Here is a 20,283-nt window from a genome sequence, read left to right as displayed (position 1 = left end):
CCGGTCAGCGCCCGTGCCAGTCCCGCATATGGGACCGGTGCACCTCGGGCACCACGGACGGGTCGTAGAACTCGTCATAGAAGTCGACGTCGAGATGGACGGACTGGAAGCCCATCTGCGTGTGGTACGCGGGCAGATACGAGGGGAACCGGCCGGACTTCCGGTACGTGTAGTCGCAGAAGGCCACCGTGGCGTCGATCGCCTTCTGGCTGATCCCGCTGATCCCCGCCGCCACCTTCTCCGGCTCCCGCCAGCCGCCCCGGCCGATGCCGCCGCGGTAGATGCCGTTCTCGCCGAACTTGCGCTCGACGACGGCCTGCACCGCCGCCTCCATCGACTCGTAGTACGGCGGGCAGTACGGCTTGAGCAGCACCTTGCCGTCCCGCTCCAGGCCCAGCGGATAGGCGAAGCCCGCGTCCTGGCGGCGGAGTTTGAGGACCATCTTGGCCAGCGTGGGCACCCGGAAGTACTGGCTGATCGGCATCTCGGCCATCCGGAAGTCCAGTGCCTCGAACCATCCGCCGTCGTGCCCGGTGTAGTGCGGGAAGCCGCCAAGCCCCAGCGCCTGGCTGACCAGGCCCAGGTTCTGCAGCATCATGCCCATCTCGATACACGCCGTCTCCACCAGCAGGCGCTCGGCGTACTCCATCGGCATGGACTTCAGCTTCCGCGGGTCGTCGTCGAGGTGGCCGCCCTTGGACTTGCCGAACTTGCCGAGACCGGCCGGCAGGAAGAACCGCCGCTCGTCGATGCAGAAGACCGCCATCTCCTCGTTGAAGAACTCCAGGAGGATGTTGATGTAGAGGTAGGACAGGTCCTCGATCGGCAGGAAGTAGGTGGACCCGGGGGTGTGCAGCGACCACTCGTTGCCGGTGAGGTTGTACGGCGACTCCACCGGCGGATGGCGGCGCTCGCTCCCGATCTTGACCCGGGTGGCCCGGTACGCCCCGACGAAGTCGTTCTTGGCGATGAACTCCTTGACCTCGGTCAGCTCCGCCGTGGACAGATCGCCGGGCCGGCGGATCAGATAGGTGGCCTCGTCGTCCATGACCACCATCGCCCCGCTCTGGAGCGCGTCGGAGCTGGAGACGGTACGGCCGACGACGCCGGCCATCACATTGCCGCCCTTGCCCTTCTCCCAGTTCCAGTCGTTGAGCGCGGGGCCGGTGATACCGCAGGCGGCGAAGGTGAGGATCGCCTGCTCCTCCTCCGTCAGCGGCACCGGCTCGTGCTTGCTGCGGTACTCGAGCGGCCCGCCGGGGACGGTCATCCCCATGCCGAATCTACGGGCCCGGCGGGACTTCAGGCCCTCGATCAGCGGAAAGCTCTGCCAAGTGTCGCTCGCTGCCATGGTCTTGCGTGCTCCTCGTTTTTGAGGTTCCTGAGTTGTCGGCTGCGGATGGGGCGGCGGATGCGGCCGCGGATGAGGCGCCGCCCCGGCCGGGGAACCACCAGTTGGCCGAGCCCATGAGCTTCATGGCGGCCGGTACGACGAACATCCGCACCAGCGTGGCGTCCACGGCGATCGCCACCGCCATGCCGAAGCCCAGCTCGCCGATGGGCTGGATCCCGGAGAGGGTGAAGCCGCCGAACACCGCCACCATCAGCACCGCCGCCCCGGTGATCAGCGGTCCCGTGGCGGAGATGCCGAGCGCCACGCTCTCGGTGTTGCCGAGCCCCGCCTTGTAGTACTCGCGCACCCGGCCCAGCACGAACACCTCGTAGTCCGTGCTCAGGCTGAACAGCAGGGCGAGCAGGAGCACGGGGACGAAGTTGGTGACCCGGCCGGACGCGTCGAAGCCGAGCGCCTCCGCCACCGGGCTGTCCTTCTTGAAGGCGAGGGCCAGCATGCCGAACGCCACGGACACCGAGAACACATTGACCAAGATGGCCTTCAGCGGCAGCAGCACCGAGCGGAACGACAGCATCAGGATGACGAAGATCGCGAGCAGCATCACCCCGACGACCGTGGGCAGTCCGTCGGAGATCACCTCGTTGGCGTCCACGCCCTCGGCGGTCTGCCCGCCGACCTCGATGCGCAAGCCCTCACCGTCGGCCCGCGCCGCCACCCGCCGTACGTCCGCCAGCAGCCCGCGCGTCTCGGACGAGGAGGCGTGCTCCTCGGGGATCACCTGGGCGATGAACTTGGTGCGGTCCTGGGAGACGAAGTACCCCACCGAGGCGCGGACGGGGTCCGGCAGCCGGTCGCGTACGGCGGGTTCGAGCGCGTCGAACGGACGCCCCGGAGCCGCCTGTTCCAGGGCGTCGAGCGCGGAGTCCACCCGCCGGACGTGCCCCAGGCCGGCCAGCTCGTCCCGTAGCTCGGCGATCCGCCCGCCCTCGCCGCGCAGCGGGGTGTCGGAGCGGATCAGCACCACCATCGGGGAGGCGTCGCCCGGCCCGAACTGCTCCTCCACCCGGTCGTAGGACTGGCGCACGGTCGAGGAGGTGGGGGTGATCTTGGCGTCCGGGGTGAAGGTGTCCAGGGCCAGGGCCGGGACGGCGCCCACCGCCAGCAGTGCGGTGCCCGCCAGCAGGGAGAGCACCGGTCGGCGCAGCACCCAGTGGGCGAAGCGGTACCAGGCGCGCTCGCGGGGGTCCGCGGTGGCGCTCGCCGGGCGGAGCTTGGCGAACAGGTCCCAGCGCCCGATCCGGTTGCCGACCGCGTACAGCAGCACCGGCAGCAGCAGCACGCTGGTGAGCACCGACACCGCGACGACCAGCGCGGCGCCCAGCGCGATCGACTGGATCACCGGAAGGTTGACGAAGGCCAGCGTGGCCATGGACACGATGACGGTCACACCGGAGGCGACCACGGTCTCCCCGGAGGTGGCGAGCGCGATCCGCAGGGCGCGCGGTACCGGCTCACCGCCTTCGAGTTCGTCCCGGAAGCGGCGGATCATGAACATCGAGTAGTCGATGCCGACGCCGAGGCCCAGCATGGTCGCGGTGTTCTGGACGAACACCGACAGGTCGTAGGAGTCGGCGAGCACGGACAGGATCGCGAAGGTGACGACCGCCGCCGTACCCGCGGTGATCATGGCGACCACCGCGGAGACCACGCTGCGGAACAGCAGCAGCAGGATGAGGGTGATCAGCGGCATCACGATGATCTCCGCCTTGACCAGGCCCTCTTCACTCAGGACGTTGATCTCGCCGAAGAACGGGGCCGTGCCCACCATGCCGACCGTCAGGCCCCGCGCCTCGTACCGCTTGTCGTACTCCCGCTGGATGTCGGGGAGGATCCGCCGGGCGGTGCCGTCGTCCACATCGAGGCCGAACATCTCGATCGCGGTGTGGCCGTCCCGGCCGACGAACGCGTTCTTGGGCGCGCCCTGGAGGGTGGACCACCCGTAGTGCGAGGCGGCCTTGAGCCGTTTGTCGCCCTCGATGTCGGCCATGGCCTGGCGTACCCGGCGCTCGAAGGCGTCCGTGCCGGTGGCGTGGCGCTTGTCGTGGACGACCACGGTGACGCTCGTCCTGCCGCGGCCGGTGAACCCCTCCTTCTGCTGCTCCGCCACCCAGGTGGACTGTGAGCCGGGGACATACCAACCGCCGCCGCTCAGCTTGTCCGGCAGCGACAGCGCGAGCAGCCCGCTGATCACCAGCAGCGCGCCCCACACCGCCAGCAACGGCCATCGCACCCGGCCGATGAACGCTACGAACCGCTCCGTCACGTGGTCTCTCCCCGGCTTCCCTGCGCTCGGCGTATCCCTGTCGGACGATCAGTACACCGTGGTGTCCAGGTCCTCGCCCAGGAAGTAACCGGCCAGTGCGGGCAGCGCCTTGGCCCGCGCCGGCGGGTGGAACGCCAGGGCGCGCGTGGCCTGCAGCAGATAGCCGACCTCGGTGTCGCGGATGAAGGAGATACCGCCCGCCAGCTCGCTGGCGGCCGTGGACACCTCCATCACCGACTCCTGGACCTGGAAGCGGGCCAGCAACGAGCGGGCCAGCTGGTCGCCCGGGTCCTCGACGGACGCGGTCATGTCCCGCGCCACGTTCTCCACGGCGCCCATGGAGCTCTCCAGCTTCACCAGCAGGGCGCCCACCTCGGCGCGCGACACCCGCGGGGAGGCCATCGCCTTCTCGACCAGCGTGCTCGCCACCCCCACGTACGAGGCCGCGGCCAGCAGCTCGAACCAGGTCCAGCCGCGGACCTGGAGGGTGTCCATCTGGGTGCCGGGGCGCTGGTCGGTGAAGACCATCAGCGACTCGTCCAGGACCAGGTCCTCCAGGACGACCTCGTCGCTCTCGGCACCGGCCAGCACCTCGCTCTCCCAGAACGGGCGCCGCACCAGGCCCTCGGTCGCGGCGGGCACCAGGGCCATGGCCAGATGGCCGTCGTACTTCTCGTCGCCCTCCACCAGCACGCTGGCGGTGAACCAGTCCATCGACGCGGACAGGCTGCACGGCTTCTTGCTGCCGCTGATGATGAAGTTCGTACCGTCCCGGCGGGCGCGCATGGTCGGCGCCAGCATGCTGGCGCCGCGCTTGGCCTCGGCGGAGGCCGAGGCGACCAGCTGCTTCTCCCCCGCGATCGACTTGAGCAGGATCCACTCGAAGGCGTCGGGGGCACAGTGCTGGGTCAGATACTCGGTGAAGGTGGCCAGCGACAGCTGGTGCATCATCGCGGCGACCGCCAGCGAGGGCGAGCGCATGGCCAGCGCCCGCTGGACGCGGACGGCGTCCAGCGGCTCGGCGCCCAGGCCGTCGTGCTCGGCGGGCACCAGCAGCCCGGCGCCGCCGGCCTCCCGGAACGCCGGGATGGCCGGTCCGCCCCGCTTCTCGAGCTCCGCCAGCGGATGCTTCGCCAGCTTCTCGTCGAGCCCGGGGAGCAGCCGCTCCAGCGCCGCGCGCTCGCGCGCCCCGAGACGGCCCGCCGCAGATGTGTGGGTGTCGGTCATGGTGAACTACTCCGGCTTCGCTACGACGGCACAGACAGGGGAGAAGCCGCGGTGGACGGCTTCGAGGCGGAATCCGGCGGACGCGAGCAGGGCCTTGATCTCCGGCTCGGTACGCAGCTCACCGCCGCTGACGACCAGGCACTCGATATCGCCGAGGGTGGCGAAGGAGGGGGTGCCGTTGCGCGGGATCACCATGTCGAACAGGACCAGGGTGCCGTCCTCGCCCATGGCGGCCCGGCAGTTCTCCAGCAGCTTGCGGGCCTTGTCGTCGTTGTAGTCGTTGAGGACCATCGACAGCAGATAGCAGTCGCCGCCCTCGGGCACCGACTCGAACATGTCGCCGGGTACGAAGTCGACGCGCTCGGCGTGCCCGGCCTCGCCCAGCAGCTCCTTGGCGCCGGCCACCACCCGCTCGCGGTCGAACAGCACACCGCGCAGCTCGGCGTGGGTCTCCAGCAGGTTGGACAGCACCACACCCGCGCCGCCGCCGACGTCCACGACCACCTTGTGCTGCCCGAAGTCGTGCAGCGATACGGCCAGCAGCTGGGCCTGCGAGGCCATGGCCGTCATCGCGCGGTCGAAGAGGTCGCCCTCCTCGGGGTGCTTGTCGATGTACGCGTAGTACGGCGAGCCGTGGTGGTCGGAGAAGGCCTCGCCGCCCTTGCGCACCGCCTCCGGGGCCAGCGACCACGGGTCCCAGTGCCAGCGCGAGCTGTGCAGCATCGCGTTGTAGCGCATCGAGAACGGGTAGTCGGTGCGCAGGAAGTGTCCGGCCTCGGTCAGCGCGAACGTCTCGTCCTCGGCGTGGTCCAGCACCCGCAGCGTGGCCGCCGCCCGCAGCACCCGGTACAGCGCCCGCGGGTCCACCTCGTGCTGCTTGGCCAGGTCCTCGGCGCTGCGCGGGCCGTCCGCGAGCGAGTCGGGGATGCCAAGCGTGGCGAGGGTGCCGACCACCTGGGTGCCCCAGTGGCCCAGGATCAGCTGCATGAGGCCGGCGACGGGGAGCACGGAGTGCGCTATGACGTCGACCGGTTTCAGCTGTTCGTCGGCGGAGTCGGCGGAGTCGGCGGAGGAATCGGCTTGCTCGGTCATACTCATCCTTCCTCGGGGCGCTGCGGGCGGTGGGCGACCACTTCGCCGGGCAGTTTCTGGTCCAAGTACTGGGTCAACATGAGGCGGCGCCGGGGCTTGCCGCTGGAGGTGCGCTGGATGGTGCCGCGTCGGCAGCTGAAGACGGTGACGTCCACGACGCCGCCGACGTAGAGGGACAGCGCCTCGGCCAGCCGCTCGGCCCACTCCCCCGGCTCCAGTTCGGCGAGCACCACGATCCGGCGGGCGTCGACGAGGGTGGCGCAGCGGTAGCGGTCCACGCCGGGGGTGTCGCCGAGCCGGGCGTCCAGGTCCTCGGCGTAGATGTTGCGGCCGCGGACGCTCAGGGCGTCGCCCAGCCGGCCGATGACATACGTCTGGCCGTCCAGCAGGAACCCGGCGTCTCCGGAGTACACGCTGCCGTCCGCGAACCGGGACGAGCTCTCGGCGTCCGCCGGCTCGTACCCGGCGGCCACGCTGTCGCCGGACAGCAGGAGTTCGCCGAGGTAGCCGTCGGGCAGCGGCCGGCCCTCGGAGTCCACGGCGGTCAGCGAGACGCCCTCGATCGGGGTCCCCGAGCTGACCAGCCACTGGGCCGGGCTGTCGGCCGCGCCCGCGTCCCGCAGGGTGCCGCGGGCGAGGATCTTGACCGGCTGCTCCGGGGCCAGCGACTCCCAGTCGAGGTGGACCGCCTGCGGTACGGTGCCCGGCGCGTGTCCGGTGATCCCGAGCGTCATCTCGGCCATGCCGTAGCAGGGCGTGAAGACGGCGGGGTCGAAGCCGTACGGCTCGCACAGCTCGGTGAACTCCCACAGCCCGCGCGGATCGTGGCGCTCCGCGCCCAGGGTGGCCGAGCGCAGGGTGGAGAAGTCGGCGCCCTTCAGGTCCCCGGGCTTGAGTCTGCGGGCGGCGTACGCGAATCCGAAGGACGGCGCCGCGGTGTACGCCATCCCTTCCCTGGCGATGCAGTCGACCCAGCGCCGGGGGTCGTAGATGAACTGCTCCGGGCGCATCAGGGACAGCTCGCCCTGCTGGGACACGATGGTCATCAGACAGCCCACGAGCCCCAGGTCGTGGTACATCGGCACCCAGCTGACGGTCTGCAGCGCGCCGTCGTAGTCGATCAGCCGGCTGTTGCCACGGGCGTTGGCCTCCATGTTCGCCCAGGTGATGCGCACCCCGCGGGGGCTGCTGGTCGAGCCGGAGGTGAACTGGAGGGTGGCCAGTTCGGCGGCGGGGACCGCGCTGAGCCGGTCGGTCTCGGTGCCGGTGGAGAAGTCGCTGGAGAGCACGGCGACCGGACCGCCGCCGTCCTCGCCCGCCACGTCGGCGGCGTCCTGCAGTATCGCGAGATGCACCGGGTCGCCGACCACCGCCGAGGCGCGGGTCAGCCGCAGGACGCGGGCGACATGGCGTACGTAGTCCTCGCGGCCGCCGAAGCGGGCGGGCGGCGCGATGGCCGTGGGGACGAGCCCCGCGTTCACCGCGCCGAAGTAGCCGGTGACGAAGCCGACGCTGTTGGGCGTGGCCAGCACCACGCCCGGGCAGTCCTTCCGCGCCCGGGCCCGGAAGGCCGCGCTGGCCAGGGAGACCAGCTGGGCCAGCTCGGCGTAGCTGTAGCGGTCCCACTCGCCCGAGCCCCGTGCGAAGCGCATACCGCGGTCGGTGCGCGGGGCGACCAGCCAGGACAGCAGCGGTGAGGGAGCGGCGCCGGGCGACGCACCGGTCACGGCGCCGGGCGACGCACCGGTCACGGGGTGTCCGCCTTCCGCTTCATCACCTTCTGCACCTCGGCGAACACCTCAAGAGCCTGTTCCAGCTGGGCCTGGGTGTGGGTGGCCATCGGGCAGATCCGCAGCATGGCGCCCGTCGGCGGAACGCCGGGGTACAGCGCCACACCGGTGAACACCCCGCGGTCGTACAGCTGCCGCCACCACTCCATGGCCAGGTCGTCGTCGCCGAGGATGACCGGGATGATGGGCGTCGTCCGCTCGGGCAGATCCGAGTCGGGGCCCATCGGCAGGCCCAGGCCCTTGAGTTCGGTGCGCAGAAAGCGGGAGTTGCGGCGCAGTTGCTCGGCGAGTTGGTCGCCTTCGGGCGAGCGGCGGATACGTATGGCCTCCAGCGAACCGCCCAGGGCCGCCGGGACACCGACCGTGGTGAACACGAAGGCGCGCGCGGTGATCTGCAGGTAGTCGATCAGCTCGCGGCTGCCGGCGATGAACCCGCCGACGCCGGCCAGCGCCTTGGACAGGGCGCCCATCCGGATGTCGATCTGGTCCTGGACGCCGAAGACCTCGGCCGCGCCGGTGCCGTGCTCGCCGAGCACACCGAGGGAGTGCGCCTCGTCCAGCATCACCGCCGCGTCGTTCTCGCGGCAGATGTCCAGCATCTCGTCCAGCGGCGGCAGGTCCCCCTCCATCGAGTACAGCCCGTCGAGGATGACCAGGATCCGGCCGCCGTCGCCCTTGGCCCGGCGGACGCTGTCGGCGAACAGATCCATCCGGTTGTGCCGGAAGCCGCGCAGCTTGGCCCGGGAGAGCCCGGCCCCGTCCAGCATCGAGGCGTGTGCGAAGGAGTCGGACACCACGGTGTCGCCCACGCCCACCAGGGCGCTGATGGTGCCGATGTTGGTCTGGAAGCCGGTGGTGAACAACAGGGTGGACTCGACACCCAGCCAGTCCGCCAGCTCCTCCTCCATCTCCCGGTGCAGGGCCGTGGTGCCGTTGAGGATCCGGGAGCCGGTGAGCGAGGTGCCGTAGCGGTCCACCGCGGCCTTGGCACCTGCCAGCACACGGGGATGGCTGGCCAGGCCCAGGTAGTTGGGCGACCCCAGCATCAGCCGCGGTGTGCCCTCCATGGTGACGACCGGGTCGAGCAGGGATTCCGCGTTACGGAAGAACGGCAGGTTTCCGTTGGCGACGCCGCGGTGGTACGCGGTGACGAACTCCGACGACTGCAGGTCCTTGAGCCAACTCGCCGTGTACTCAGGCATCGTGGGCCCCCTCGCCCTCGGTCCGCGCGCCGCCGCCGTCGCCGCCGCCGGACACGCGCACGATGTAGTCGATGGCGTCCCCTACGGTGCGGAGGTCGATGGCGTCCTCTTCGCCGATCTTCACGTGGAAGGTGTCCTCGAGCTCCTGGGTGAGGGTGAGGATGTCGAGCGAGTCGATGCCGAGGTCGGCCTTCCAGGTCGCGCCGCGCACAATGCGCTCGGCGGACACCCCGCGGACCACCAGGTGGTCCAGGATCACCTTCATGACCTCGTCATCCGTCACCCGGGTCGACTGCTCTGCCATCACGCGTCCTCTCCCTGTTGGTCCTGGCCTTCTTGGCGCAGTTGTCCCCGGGCCCTGACCAGATCTCGGCGGCTGACACCGACCTTCTTGAGCGTCGGCATCAGCACGTCGCGGAAGAACACCTCGCGGTCGATGCCGATGACCTGCATGACGGCCAGCCGCTTGTCGTAGTCGGGCAGCAGGTCGTAGGCCGGCATCTTGAATTCCTTGACCACATGCGCGATGTCCTTGAGCGTGCCCTCGTGGTCCTCCTGAAGGCAGGCCTGGAGCGTGCGCCGGTAGAAATCCGCGTGCGCGGCCTCGTCCCGCGCGATGTAGCGGCAAATCTCGGCCATCACCGGATCGCCGAGGTCACGGGCCCGGTTCAGCTGCTGCCGATAGCTCATCCAGGTCGTCTTCTCCTGGATGGCGCCGTACACGAACATTCTGCGCGGCGTGGAGAACGGCATCGTCCACCGCCGGCTCAGCACCTGGCTCTCGAATTCCCGGACCTGCTCCTCGGTGCGCTGTCCGGTGCGCAGCAGGAATTCCTTCAGGGCGAGCGCGTGCTTGGACTCCTCATAGCCCCAGTTGACCTGGAACCAGGCCTGCCCGAAGGACTCCCGTACGACATTGAGCCCTTCGGCCACATAGTCCGGCAGATACATCTCGACGCCGAGGAAAGTCTCCGCGCACTGGGCCAGGCTCTCGTCCCGGCTCTGCTCCTGCCATTTGTCCCACGGAATATCGTCGAAGACACTCCAGCGGCGGCGGCGCTCGGCGAGTTCGAAGAACTCCATGTACTGCCGGTACAGCGTCTCCTCGGGAAGGAGGTCCACGGCTCAGCCCTCCCGGACCGCGGGCTTGCCGCCCCGGATCAGTTCGACGACATCGCCGACGGTGCTGACCCCGAACAGCACGTCGTCGTCGAAGGTGAGCCCGGTCTGGTCCTCGATGGAGACGATCAGCTCGAGGGTGGCCACCGAGTCGAGGCCGATCTCCCCGATGTCGTCCGCCGGCGTGAACGTACGCTCCGCCAGCCGGGCGTCCACCTGCGCCGCGGCCTTGGCGACGATGCTGAGCGCTTCTTCTTCCGTCAGATCGGCGGTCGTCACTTGGCTCCTCCATGGCCCGCGGGGCCGTTGTGGGAATTCGCGCCCTGGGAGTACGCGCCGTGGGAGTACGCGTCGCGGCAGGCGGCGCGCCGCAGTTTGCCGCTGCTGGTCTTGGGCAGCGTGCCGGGCTTCACCAGCACCACGTCGTCGGGCGTCACCCCGACCGAACCGCGGACCCGGCCGGCGATCTGCTTCGCGAGGTCCGGGGGCGAACTCGCCGGCTTGTGCTCGGCGACCACCACCAGGCGCTCGTCGGGGGTGGAGAACGCGATCACATGGTCCGGGCGGATCCCCGGGAGCCCCAGGGCGGCCCATTCGATGTCCGTCGGGTGGTACTTGCGGCCGTGGTGAATGACCAGGTCCTTCGTCCGGCCGGTGACGTACAGCTCGCCGTCGCGCAGAAAGCCGAGGTCGCCGGTGCGCAGCCAGCCGTCCCGGAAGGTCTCCTCGGAAAGCTCGCGCGCCCCCCAGTAACCGCGCGCGACGCTCCCTCCGCGGATCTCGATCTGCCCTTCGGTCTGTCCTTCGGCCTGCCCTTCGCCGGCCTCGTCGACGAGTTCGCCGGAGGCGGCCCGGATCCGGACTTCCCAGCCGCTGAGCAGCGGCCCGCAGGAGACGATCTCGCGCGTGACGGTCTCCTCGTCGGCCCCAGGTGCGACGTCCACCGACAGCGTGCGAAGCCCGTCGCCGATCGTGGTGAAGGCCACCCCGAGGGTGGCTTCCGCCAGCCCGTAGGAGGGGGTGATGGCGTTCGCGTCGAACCCGACGCCGGCGAAGCGCTCGGCGAACTCCCGCATGGTCCGCGGCCGGACCGGCTCAGCGCCGACCCCCGCCACCCGCCATGCGGACAGGTCCCAGCCGGCCATCTGCTTGTCGGTCGCCCGGCGGGTGACCAGCTCGTAGGCGAAGTTGGGGGCGTAGGAGAAGGTGCCGGAGATCTTGGACATCCAGTCCAGCCACGTAGTGGGCCGGCGCGCGAATTCGTAGGGCGGGATGAACCAGACGGGTACCTCGTACACCAGCGGCCCGAGCATGCAGCCGATGAGCCCCATGTCGTGGTAGAGCGGCAGCCAGCTGACGAACCGGTCGCGTTCGCCGGAGGTCCCCAGGGCCTGGTCCATGGCCCGGGCGTTCTCCAAGAGGTTGTCGTGGGTGACCACGACGCCCTTGGGCATGGCGGTGGAGCCGGAGGTGTACTGCAGGAAGAGCGGTTCCCCGCCCTCCGACTCCACCAGCTCCCCGGTCGGCTCCCCGGCGGCGAGCTCCGCGTAGCCGATGGGCTTGGTCCCCACCGCGTCGACGCAGATGTCGAAAAGCGACTCGTCGGCGATGATGTGCCGCGGCTCGCATGAGGAATGGATCGAGTGCAGACGCTCCCGGTATGCCTCGATCCGGGTCAGCATGGCCGGCGGGAACACCGGTACGGGGATGACTCCGGCGCGCACCATACCGATAAAGGCGACGATGAACTCACGCTGACCGGACAGCATCAGAATGCCGCGGTCACCCCGCCGAAAACCCGCAGCGGCGAGCCTTCTGCCGAAGTCCTCACCGGCGGCCTTCAGCTCCGCGAAGCTGAGAAAGTCAGTGGAGTCCCCGGAGATGAACGTGAACCCCTGGGACGTTGATGACAACCGAGCGATGACACGAGAAAAGCTCACGTGCTGGAAACCTCCGCGTGCACGTACACCCCTTGGTAAGGGGGCATCGTTTTGCCGGGCCGCATTTTCGGTCCCCGGCGTCGTACGACACGGCAAGAAAATACCGAGGCCGGCACGAAACGGAATCCGGCACCCGATGTAGTCAGCGCTGCAACCAGAGCGGAAGTCCGGCATCAACCTTTCGCGGCACGCCGGATCAACCTCAGGGGGTGGGCGGCGGCGCGCGTGCCGCGGGGGTGGGGCGGCGGGGGTGGAAACCCCCGGCGCGGGGTGGTGCGGGATGTACCCCGGATCCGCCGCGTAGCCCACCTCTCAGGGCCGCCGTATCTCCCTACCGTCGGATGTGCGCCATCGCATGGCGCACCACACCACTTCCCCCGAACGGCCAGGAGCCGACTATGAGTTCACCCGACAAGCATGCTCGGCGCACCGTCCTGCGGGCCATGTCGGCGGCGGGCGCGGGGCTGGCGCTGACCCCGTCCGCGGCCCGGGCGGCCTCCCCTGAGGGCACCACTGGCTCCGACGCCTGTGCACCGGGGTGGCTGCCCGAGGGCCCGCTGCGGGTGTCCCCCGCCGATCCCCGTTACGCGCACCTGATCGCACGGGGCGCCAGCAACCGTTTCCGGGGCAGGCCCGACCATGTCTACCTGGTCGGCTCGACGGAGCACGTCGTACGGACCGTACGGGAGGCGGTCCGATCCGGGGCGCGGCTCGCCGTCCGCAGCGGCGGGCACTGCTTCGAGGACTTCGTCGACAACCCCGACGTCAAGGCGGTCATCGACATGTCGCCCATGGCGGATGTCTCCTTCGACGAACGGCGCCGGGCGTTCGTCGTCGAGGCCGGGGCCACCCTCGGCGAGGTGTACCGGAAGCTGTACCTCGGCTGGGGCGTGACCTTACCGGCCGGGTACCACGCCGAGGTGGGCGCGGGCGGGCATGTGCCCGGTGGCGGATACGGGCCGCTGTGCCGGCTGTTCGGGCTGGTCAGCGACTATCTCTACGCGGTGGAGGTCGTCGTCGTGGACCACGCGGGCGAGGTGCGCGCCGTCGTGGCCACCCGGGCGGAGGACGATCCGAACCGCGAGCTGTGGTGGGCCCATACGGGTGGCGGGGGCGGCAACTTCGGCGTCGTGACCCGCTTCTGGTTCCGCTCCCCCGAGGCCACCGACGACACGGACCCGGCCCGGATGCTGCCCACCCCGACCAGGACCGCGCTCACCTTCACCGCGGACTGGAGCTGGGAGGGGATGGACGAGGAACGCTTCACCCGCATGGTCCGCAACCACGGCCAGTGGGCCGAGCGGCACGGCGCCGCCGACGACGAGAACGCCGCACTGTACGCCGAGTTCGCCCTGACCCGCCGCGCGGCCGGCTCCCATCTGCTCCTCGGCCAGGTCGCCGCGGAGCCCGGCGCGGACCGTCGGCTCCTGGACGGCTTCCTCGGCGCGGTGAGCGCGGGCACCACCCGGCCGGGCAATCTGAAGGTCCAGCGGCTGCCCTGGCTCACCGCCGCGCTGAACGGTTCGGGAGAGGCGGTGGGCGACTGGCACATCAAGATCAAGTCGGCCTTTCTGCGGCGCCGCCTGACGGATGCCCAGCTGGCCGTCGTACACCGCCACCTCACCCGCGCCGACACCGATGTGGTCGCCGGGAGCGTCGTCCTCAACACCTACGGGGGCGCCGTCAACGCCCTGTCCCCCGCCGATACGGCCATGCCGCACCGCGACTCCGTCATCAAGCTCTCCTGCCTCGCGTCCTGGGCCGAGCCCGATCAGGGGCCTGACTATCTGGCCTGGATCCGCGAGTGCTACCGGGACCTGTTCGCCGACACCGGCGGTGTCCCCGTACCCGGCGAGGCCGCCGACGGCGCGTTCATCAACTACCCGGACACCGACCTCGCCGACCCGCACTGGAACACCTCGGACACGGCCTGGCAGACGCTCTACTACAAGGGCAACCACCCGCGCCTGCGCGCGGCCAAGGCGCACTGGGACCCGCGCGAGGTGTTCCGCCACGCCCTGTCGATCCGCCCCTGACCCACGTCACCTTCTCCCAGCCGTCGCGGACGGCCACGGCGAGACCGGCCAGGGCGCCAGGGCGTGGTCAGCCCTGAGTGTTCTCGGCGGCCTTGGCCGCCTTCGCCGCCTCGGCCGCCGGGAGGCGGTCGAAGATCGTGGTGATGTGCTTGATCTTGCCGTCCTCGATCGTCATGTACTCCGAGCAGCGGAAGTCCTTGATCCACTGGGTGTCGAAGCTGTAGACGATCGCGGCGCTCTCCTCGTCGGCGAGCACCTTGGTCACGGTCGCCCTGGTCAGCACGTTGACGAATTCCTGGGTGAACGGACGGTACGCCGCAACACCCTCGATCCGGCCGGGAGGCGCGTCGCAGACGACGTCCTCCTTCAGGAAACCCAGTGCGGTCTCGACATCCCCGCTGGTCCACGCCTTGGCGTAGCCCTCGGCGATCCCCTTGGTGTCGGTCGCGGTCACAGCCATGTCCTTCCGTAGCGGCCGCATCGTTCCAACGGCCTGATGGCTGCATCCTCGGCGAGGTATATGACACCTGGCGTCATATACCTCAGGAACTTGGCGCGGCGAGACTCAGGACGCCGGGGTCTTGTCCGCCGCGGTGATCTGACAGGTGATGGACGTCCGCTTGCTGTAGCTGGTGGTGTCCGCCATGGTGACCGTCTTGGTGGAGTTCGCCAGCACCGTGATGTATTTGTGCCGGTACCCGATGAGGCCGCCCGACGGATCGTTCCAGCTCACGGCGACGCTGTAGCTGTAGCCCCGCGTCATGTCGGCGTTGGTGATGGTGACGTCGTACTTGAGCTGCCGGGTCGACGGGTCGTAGTTGCAGTTGCTGCCGTCGGTCTCGTCGAGCCCTTCCGGGTCGTAAGTGCTCGGCACGGAGGGGGAGTCCGACGGGGTCCCGTACGACGGCGCGGACGAGGGGACACCCGAGGGCAGGTCGGTCGGCAGGTCGGTCGGCAGGTCCGTGGGCAGATCGGTCGGAACCCCGCTGGCGCCGGACGACGCGCCGCCGCTGCCGCCGCCGGAGATGAAGCCGCCGCCCCCGAGCCCGTCGCTTCCGTTGCTGTGCCTGTCCTTTTTCCCGCAGCCGGTCAGGGCCAACAACCCGACCGCGGCGACGGCGAGAAGGCGTGAGGAACGGCGATGCATGTACTACCCCCGTGGGAAAACAGCCGATCAGGCTTTGACGAGCACACGCCACCCTAAATGGCCCCCCGCGCCGAGTTCGCTCCGGGGGTCCGGCCGAGGTGCCATCACCCCCGCAGCCGGTAACATTCCAGACAAACCGCTAAAGCCCCCAGGCCAGGGAGGGCGCGACCATGCCACGCGACCATGTCAAGGGACGCGAGTCGAGGTGACCACCGATGGCGACCGAGAGCGTGCGGTACCCGAGCCTGATCGTCCCGGTCGGCCACGTCGAGCCCGTGCCGCGACGCATCCGGGGGCTGATCGGCGGCCACGTCGTCCTCGACACCCGGCGCGCCCTGTACGTATGGGAGTGGCCCGCGTATCCCCAGTTCAGCATCCCGATCGAGGACATGGTCGAGGGTGTCCTGACCGATGACCACCACACCGAACCCCTGGGCCCCGGCCCCGCGCGGCGCCACTCCCTGCACATCGGATCCGAGGTCCGCCCGGGCGCCGCATGGCTGTGGACCGACGGCGCCCCCGAGCCCCTGCTCGGCACCGCCCGCTTCGACTGGAAGGCCCTGGAGTCCTGGTTCGAGGAGGACGAACAGGTCTTCGTCCACCCGAGAAGCCCCTACTCCCGGGTGGACGCGCTGCGCTCCTCCAGCAGCGTCCGCGTGGAACTGGACGGCGTCGCGCTGGCCGACGCGCCGCACTGCGTAAAGCTGTTCGAGACCGGCCTGCCGACCCGCTACTACCTCGACCGCACACACCTCACCTGGCCCCGGCTGCGCCCCACCGGCACGGTGACCAGCTGCCCGTACAAGGGGACGACGAGCGGCTACTGGTCATTCGACAGCGACACCTCCACCCACGAGGACATCGCCTGGGCCTACGACTTCCCCACGCCCCACGTCAACCGCATCGCGGGCCTGGTCGCGTTCTACAACGAACACGTCGATCTGTACGTCGACGGCACGCCACTGCCACGCCCCGCCGACCCGGCCGCCGTTCGTCTACAGTTGCGTAGACGATCGACCGGAGCCAGTGGGCCGACGGAGGATGATGCGCCCCAAGATCCTGATTGTTGAGGACGATCACGCCCTGCGGGACGTACTGCGCCGGGGGCTGTACGAGGAGAACTTCGAACCCGTCCCGGCCGCCGACGGCGCGACCGCCCTGCGGCTGGCCACCGCCGACCTCGCGGCGGCCGTCCTGGACGTCGGCCTGCCCGACGCGGACGGACGGGACGTATGCCAGGCGATGCGTGCCAACGGCTTTCTCGCCCCCGTGATCTTCCTGACCGCCCGGCACCAGCTCACCGACCGGCTGTCCGGCTTCTCCGCCGGGGGCGACGACTACCTGCCCAAACCCTTCCATCTCGCCGAACTGGCCGCCCGGCTGCGCGCCGCGCTCAGAAGAACCGCCCCCCGCTCCATCGCCACAACCGGTGATCTGGTCCTCGACGCGGTGGATCACGGCGTGACCGTGCACGGTGTCCGCGTGGGCCTCTCCCCCACGGAGTTCCGGCTGCTGGCCACGCTTGTCGCCGCGGACGGGACGCTCGTACGCCGCCGCGACCTGGTGCGGGCCGGCTGGCCGGAGGGCGCGCAGGTCAGTGACAACACCCTGGACCAGTATCTGAGCCGACTACGCCGCAAGCTGCGTGAGACGGGCAGCAGCCTGACGATCGATACGGCGCGGGGCGTCGGACACCGCCTGTCATGAGCCGCGCCTTCCGGGTTTTCCGTGCCTTCCGTGTTCTCCGTGCCTTCCGTGTTCTCCGTGTTCCCCGTGTTCTCCGTCGCCTTGCGCCGCGCACCCTGCGCGGCCGCCTCTCGCTCGTGGCGCTGACCACCGCCGCTCTGCTGATGACGATCCTGACCGTGGTGTTCAACGCCGTGATGGACCGGCACCTGCAGCATCAGGCGGATGACGAACTGCGCAATCGGGTGGCAGCGGTGGCCACGACCATCGACACCAGCGGCCCCCGGGTCCGAGTCCTGGAGACCGTCAACGACCGTGTCCTTGACGCGAACGTGTGGATCTACACCGGAACCCGTCTCCTGGAGAAGCCGCCGTCCGCCACGGCCGGCAGTTCGCTGACCCAGGACGTCGACCGGCTGGCCGCGCAGCAGAAGCGGGCCTGTATAACCGTCCACGCCCACGATCACCGGACCGCCCGGCTGTGCTCCCAGCCCATCGCCGGCCGCCATGCCACCGCCACCGTCGTCACCGCCCTGGACCTGGCTCCCTACCGCAGCTCGGCCGACACCTTGCTGCTGGGGTCACTCATCCTGGACGCCGTGATGCTCGGCTGCACATACGTACTCACCCGCCTGTCCGTCGGCCGGGCGCTGCGCCCGGTGCGGACGATGACCGAGCAGGCCACTCACTGGAGCGCTGTGGGCTCCGACGAGCGCTTCGGCGCGGCGGATCAGCCGGCCGAACTCGCCCGTCTGGGTATCTCACTGGACGAGCTTCTGGACCGCATACGGACCGTGCTGCGCCATGAACAGCAGCTGACGGGAGAGCTGTCCCACGAACTGCGCACGCCGCTCACCCGGATCATCATGGAACTCGACTGGTGGCGGGCCCGCCCCCGCACAGACGCCGAGACCCGCGCCGCCCAAGAGGTGATCGCCGAGGCCGCCCAGTCCATGCGCACCATCTGCGACACCCTCCTGAACGACGCCCGCGAGAACGCCCTGGACCCGGCGACGGCACCCGGATCAACCGACGTCGTGCCCGTTTTGGGCCGCCTGCTCCAGCACCTCGACACACCTGCTCAGGTGAAGATCACGACAGCGGCGGGAACTTCGGCATTGGAGTCGGGGGTATCGGAGGCGGGGGTACTGGAGGCAGGGGTACTGAAGGCGGGGGTCGCCCCCGCTCTCCTCGAGCGCATCCTCAGCCCCCTGCTCGCCAACGCCGTCCGCTACGCCCGCTCCCGGGTGACCGTGTCCGCCCGTAAGGTCCCCGGCGCCGTGCGGATCGATGTCGTCGACGACGGCCCTGGTGTGCCGGAGTCGTTCGTGACCGAGCTGTTCCAACCCGGTCGGCGCGCCGACTCCGGCGACGGGCACGACGGCGCGGGTCTGGGGCTGCCGCTCGCGCGCCGCCTCGCCCGCGCCGTCGGCGGTGAGGTCTCCTACGACCCCGGCCACTCGCCCGGCGCCAGGTTCACGGTCAGCCTCCCTGCCGGGTGACCGGCTCTCGTTCCCTGCGCTCCCGCACCTGGGCATAGGCCATGAGGCCGAACAGGACGGCGAGCAGGACGGCGGACGAACCCGCGGTGCCGAGATCCAGGCCGCCCTTGGCGACCGGCTTGGTGAGGAAGTCGCCCGCGGTGGCGCCCAGCGGGCGGGTGAGGACGAAGGCGATCCAGAACAGCAGCACGTTCGACACCGCGGGCGCTTTCATCAGCGCCACAAGCAGCGCGAGCGCCCCGGTCACCAGCAGTGCGCCACCGGCGTAGCCGAGGCCGGAGCTGTCGGACAGGAAGTCGCCCATGGACGTGCCGAGGGTGTTCGAGACGAGGATGGCCGACCAGAACAGGGCCTCGCCCCCGAAGGTGACGATGTCGCGGATCTGGAACGTCATCCCGCTCAGCTTCCAGGCGATGAAGATCGCCAGAAGGATCGAGATCAGGATCGCCGCTCCGGCGGGGTAGCCGATGCCCAGCCCCTGTGGGCCCCAGCCCAGCTTCGTGGCGCCGTTCGAGAGGTACTTCGCGCTGGCGTCGCGATTCATGAAGTCGGACATCGTGGTGCCGGCCATGCTGGTCGACAGGATCACCGTCCAGTAGAAGAACGGGTTGTAGCGGCTGGATCGCAGCTGGACCACCAGCGTCACCACGAAGATCAGGAACAGGACGATCGTGGTGAGGAAGTAACCCAGCTTCAGGGTCTGCGAGAAGAGGTCGCCCGCCGTCTCACCCAGGGTCGTCGCGGCGATCTTCATGATCCAGAAGGCCAGCGTGACTTCGGGCAACTTCTTCATGACCGACTTGGTCGTGCTCGACGTACTCGACGTGCTCGCCACGTCGAGTTCGGTGAGGATCTCCGATTTCGCCAACTCAACTTCTCCTGTCCGGTCGAACGGCAGGGCGCTCGCCCCCGGACCCGGGACGAGCGCCCTGTTGAGATGAGCCGGCCGCCGGCGGCGGCCGACATCCCCGACCGTGGCACAGAGAGCCTGTACGCATCCTGAACGCGGGCCGTTCGGCAGGTCAGGCCACGTGGCGCGAGGCTCGCTCCGATTCGGTGACGTCCTTGCGCGTCACGCCCAGATACCCGACAAGACCGAGGATGACCGCCAGAAACAGCGCGCTGGTGATCACGGTGCCCAGGCCAAGGCCGCCGTCCCCCGTCGGCTGGGAGAGATAGTCGCCGATCGAAGCGCCGAGCGGCCGGGTGAGGATGTACGCGATCCAGAAGCTCCACACCGCGTCGAGACCGAGGGCGAAGTGCGCGATGGCCACCGCGGCGATGGCCGCCGCGAACAGGACGGCGGACAGCCAGTAGCCGAGGTCCATGCGCTCGGAGACCAGGTCACCGGCGGCAGTGCCGAGGGCGAAGGTGAACAGAACCGCGAGCCAGTAGAAGGACTCGCGGCTCGTGGTGTCGATGTGGTGGATGGACAGCGTCCGCTCCCGGCGGTACCAGACGGCGAACACGACCGCGAGGAGGATCGCGAAGACCGTGGTGCTCGTCTGCAGCGGCACGCCCACGTTGTCAGTGAGGTTGTCACTGATCAGCGTGCCGACGACGCTGATCAGAGCCACCGCGAACCAGTACACAGCCGCTCGGTACGCACGCGTACGGAACTGCACCACGAGCACCACCGCCAGCAACGCGCTCATCAGCACCGACACACCGGTCAGGCCGAGGCCCGCCTTGTCGTTCAGCAGATCGGCCGCGGTCTCCCCGACCGTTGTGCACAGCACCTTGATGATCCAGAAGTAGACGGTGACCTCGGGCACCTTGTTCCGGTGCAGCCGTTGCCGCGCCGGAGCGGCAGGCCCGTCGGCCGCGGGGACCGCGGATCTCTCAGACGTTTCATAGGTCATGGA

Annotated in this window: 18 protein-coding genes; 4 read left to right on the top strand and 14 right to left on the bottom strand. The window is 69.6% G+C overall.

All coding sequences use genetic code 11. The features are described from left to right. Positions 1–4: 4 nt before the first annotated feature. Genes ACWDSL_RS12785 through ACWDSL_RS12740 form a run of 10 tightly spaced genes read right to left on the bottom strand, consistent with a single transcriptional unit; the run spans position 5 to position 12,020 of the window. Positions 5–1,351: a hypothetical protein gene (locus ACWDSL_RS12785; RefSeq protein ID WP_450484577.1), complete on the bottom strand. Its 1,347-nt coding sequence runs from the start codon at positions 1,349–1,351 to the stop codon at positions 5–7. Beyond that, entirely contained in the window at positions 1,284–3,677 is a 2,394-nt protein-coding gene (locus ACWDSL_RS12780) for an MMPL family transporter (RefSeq protein ID WP_450484575.1), read from the bottom strand. Before ACWDSL_RS12780 ends, ACWDSL_RS12785 begins: the two co-directional genes overlap by 68 nt. Positions 3,678–3,725: 48 nt before the next feature. After that, the gene (locus tag ACWDSL_RS12775) at positions 3,726–4,904 is read right to left on the bottom strand and encodes an acyl-CoA dehydrogenase family protein (RefSeq protein WP_450484573.1); all 1,179 of its coding nucleotides are present in this window, start codon (positions 4,902–4,904) and stop codon (positions 3,726–3,728) included. Positions 4,905–4,910: 6 nt separating this feature from the next. Beyond that, complete coding sequence (locus tag ACWDSL_RS12770; protein WP_450484571.1) at positions 4,911–5,996, bottom strand: methyltransferase; 1,086 nt, start codon at positions 5,994–5,996, stop codon at positions 4,911–4,913. Positions 5,997–5,998: 2 nt separating this feature from the next. Beyond that, positions 5,999–7,747 carry an AMP-binding protein gene (locus tag ACWDSL_RS12765; protein WP_450484569.1) on the bottom strand — a complete coding sequence of 583 codons (1,749 nt, stop codon included), beginning with the start codon at positions 7,745–7,747 and terminating at the stop codon, positions 5,999–6,001. Continuing rightward, positions 7,744–8,988, bottom strand: coding sequence for an aminotransferase class I/II-fold pyridoxal phosphate-dependent enzyme (locus ACWDSL_RS12760; protein ID WP_450484567.1), 1,245 nt, complete (start codon positions 8,986–8,988; stop codon positions 7,744–7,746). Before ACWDSL_RS12760 ends, ACWDSL_RS12765 begins: the two co-directional genes overlap by 4 nt. Beyond that, positions 8,981–9,292, bottom strand: coding sequence for an acyl carrier protein (locus ACWDSL_RS12755; protein WP_450484565.1), 312 nt, complete (start codon positions 9,290–9,292; stop codon positions 8,981–8,983). Before ACWDSL_RS12755 ends, ACWDSL_RS12760 begins: the two co-directional genes overlap by 8 nt. Next, positions 9,292–10,110, bottom strand: coding sequence for an acyl-ACP desaturase (locus ACWDSL_RS12750; RefSeq protein WP_450484563.1), 819 nt, complete (start codon positions 10,108–10,110; stop codon positions 9,292–9,294). Before ACWDSL_RS12750 ends, ACWDSL_RS12755 begins: the two co-directional genes overlap by 1 nt. A 3-nt stretch (positions 10,111–10,113) precedes the next feature. Then, positions 10,114–10,386, bottom strand: coding sequence for an acyl carrier protein (locus ACWDSL_RS12745; RefSeq protein WP_450484561.1), 273 nt, complete (start codon positions 10,384–10,386; stop codon positions 10,114–10,116). Then, positions 10,383–12,020, bottom strand: coding sequence for a fatty acyl-AMP ligase (locus ACWDSL_RS12740; RefSeq protein ID WP_450484559.1), 1,638 nt, complete (start codon positions 12,018–12,020; stop codon positions 10,383–10,385). The genes ACWDSL_RS12745 and ACWDSL_RS12740 overlap by 4 nt, the downstream gene beginning before the upstream one ends. Before the next feature lie 425 nt (positions 12,021–12,445). On the opposite strand from ACWDSL_RS12740, the gene ACWDSL_RS12735 reads away from it, so the two are divergent. Further along, positions 12,446–14,083: an FAD-binding oxidoreductase gene (locus ACWDSL_RS12735; RefSeq protein ID WP_450484557.1), complete on the top strand. Its 1,638-nt coding sequence runs from the start codon at positions 12,446–12,448 to the stop codon at positions 14,081–14,083. Positions 14,084–14,150: 67 nt separating this feature from the next. Here the strand turns inward: ACWDSL_RS12735 and ACWDSL_RS12730 are convergent, their stop codons facing one another. After that, the gene (locus ACWDSL_RS12730; protein WP_450484555.1) at positions 14,151–14,543 is read right to left on the bottom strand and encodes a nuclear transport factor 2 family protein; all 393 of its coding nucleotides are present in this window, start codon (positions 14,541–14,543) and stop codon (positions 14,151–14,153) included. A 105-nt stretch (positions 14,544–14,648) separates the two neighbouring features. Then, on the bottom strand, positions 14,649–15,230 hold the full coding sequence (locus ACWDSL_RS12725) for a hypothetical protein (protein ID WP_450484553.1): 582 nt from the start codon (positions 15,228–15,230) through the stop codon (positions 14,649–14,651). Positions 15,231–15,445: 215 nt separating this feature from the next. Here ACWDSL_RS12725 and ACWDSL_RS12720 point away from each other — a divergent pair, with 215 nt between their 5' ends. From ACWDSL_RS12720 to ACWDSL_RS12710, 3 genes are all read left to right on the top strand, one after another. Beyond that, on the top strand, positions 15,446–16,300 hold the full coding sequence (locus ACWDSL_RS12720) for a DUF427 domain-containing protein (RefSeq protein WP_450484551.1): 855 nt from the start codon (positions 15,446–15,448) through the stop codon (positions 16,298–16,300). After that, the gene (locus tag ACWDSL_RS12715) at positions 16,275–16,937 is read left to right on the top strand and encodes a response regulator transcription factor (protein ID WP_450484549.1); all 663 of its coding nucleotides are present in this window, start codon (positions 16,275–16,277) and stop codon (positions 16,935–16,937) included. Before ACWDSL_RS12720 ends, ACWDSL_RS12715 begins: the two co-directional genes overlap by 26 nt. Before the next feature lie 116 nt (positions 16,938–17,053). Continuing rightward, the gene (locus ACWDSL_RS12710) at positions 17,054–18,418 is read left to right on the top strand and encodes a sensor histidine kinase (protein ID WP_450484547.1); all 1,365 of its coding nucleotides are present in this window, start codon (positions 17,054–17,056) and stop codon (positions 18,416–18,418) included. Here ACWDSL_RS12710 and ACWDSL_RS12705 read toward each other — a convergent pair. Continuing rightward, positions 18,399–19,286, bottom strand: a complete 888-nt coding sequence (locus ACWDSL_RS12705) for a COG4705 family protein (protein ID WP_450484545.1) — start codon at positions 19,284–19,286, stop codon at positions 18,399–18,401. The two genes, ACWDSL_RS12710 and ACWDSL_RS12705, sit on opposite strands and share 20 nt — an antisense overlap. A 154-nt stretch (positions 19,287–19,440) precedes the next feature. Then, positions 19,441–20,280 carry a COG4705 family protein gene (locus ACWDSL_RS12700; RefSeq protein ID WP_450484543.1) on the bottom strand — a complete coding sequence of 280 codons (840 nt, stop codon included), beginning with the start codon at positions 20,278–20,280 and terminating at the stop codon, positions 19,441–19,443. Positions 20,281–20,283 lie beyond the last annotated feature (3 nt).

This window comes from Streptomyces sp. NPDC000941, assembly GCF_053599555.1.
This window is presented reverse-complemented; position numbering and strand designations above follow the sequence as displayed.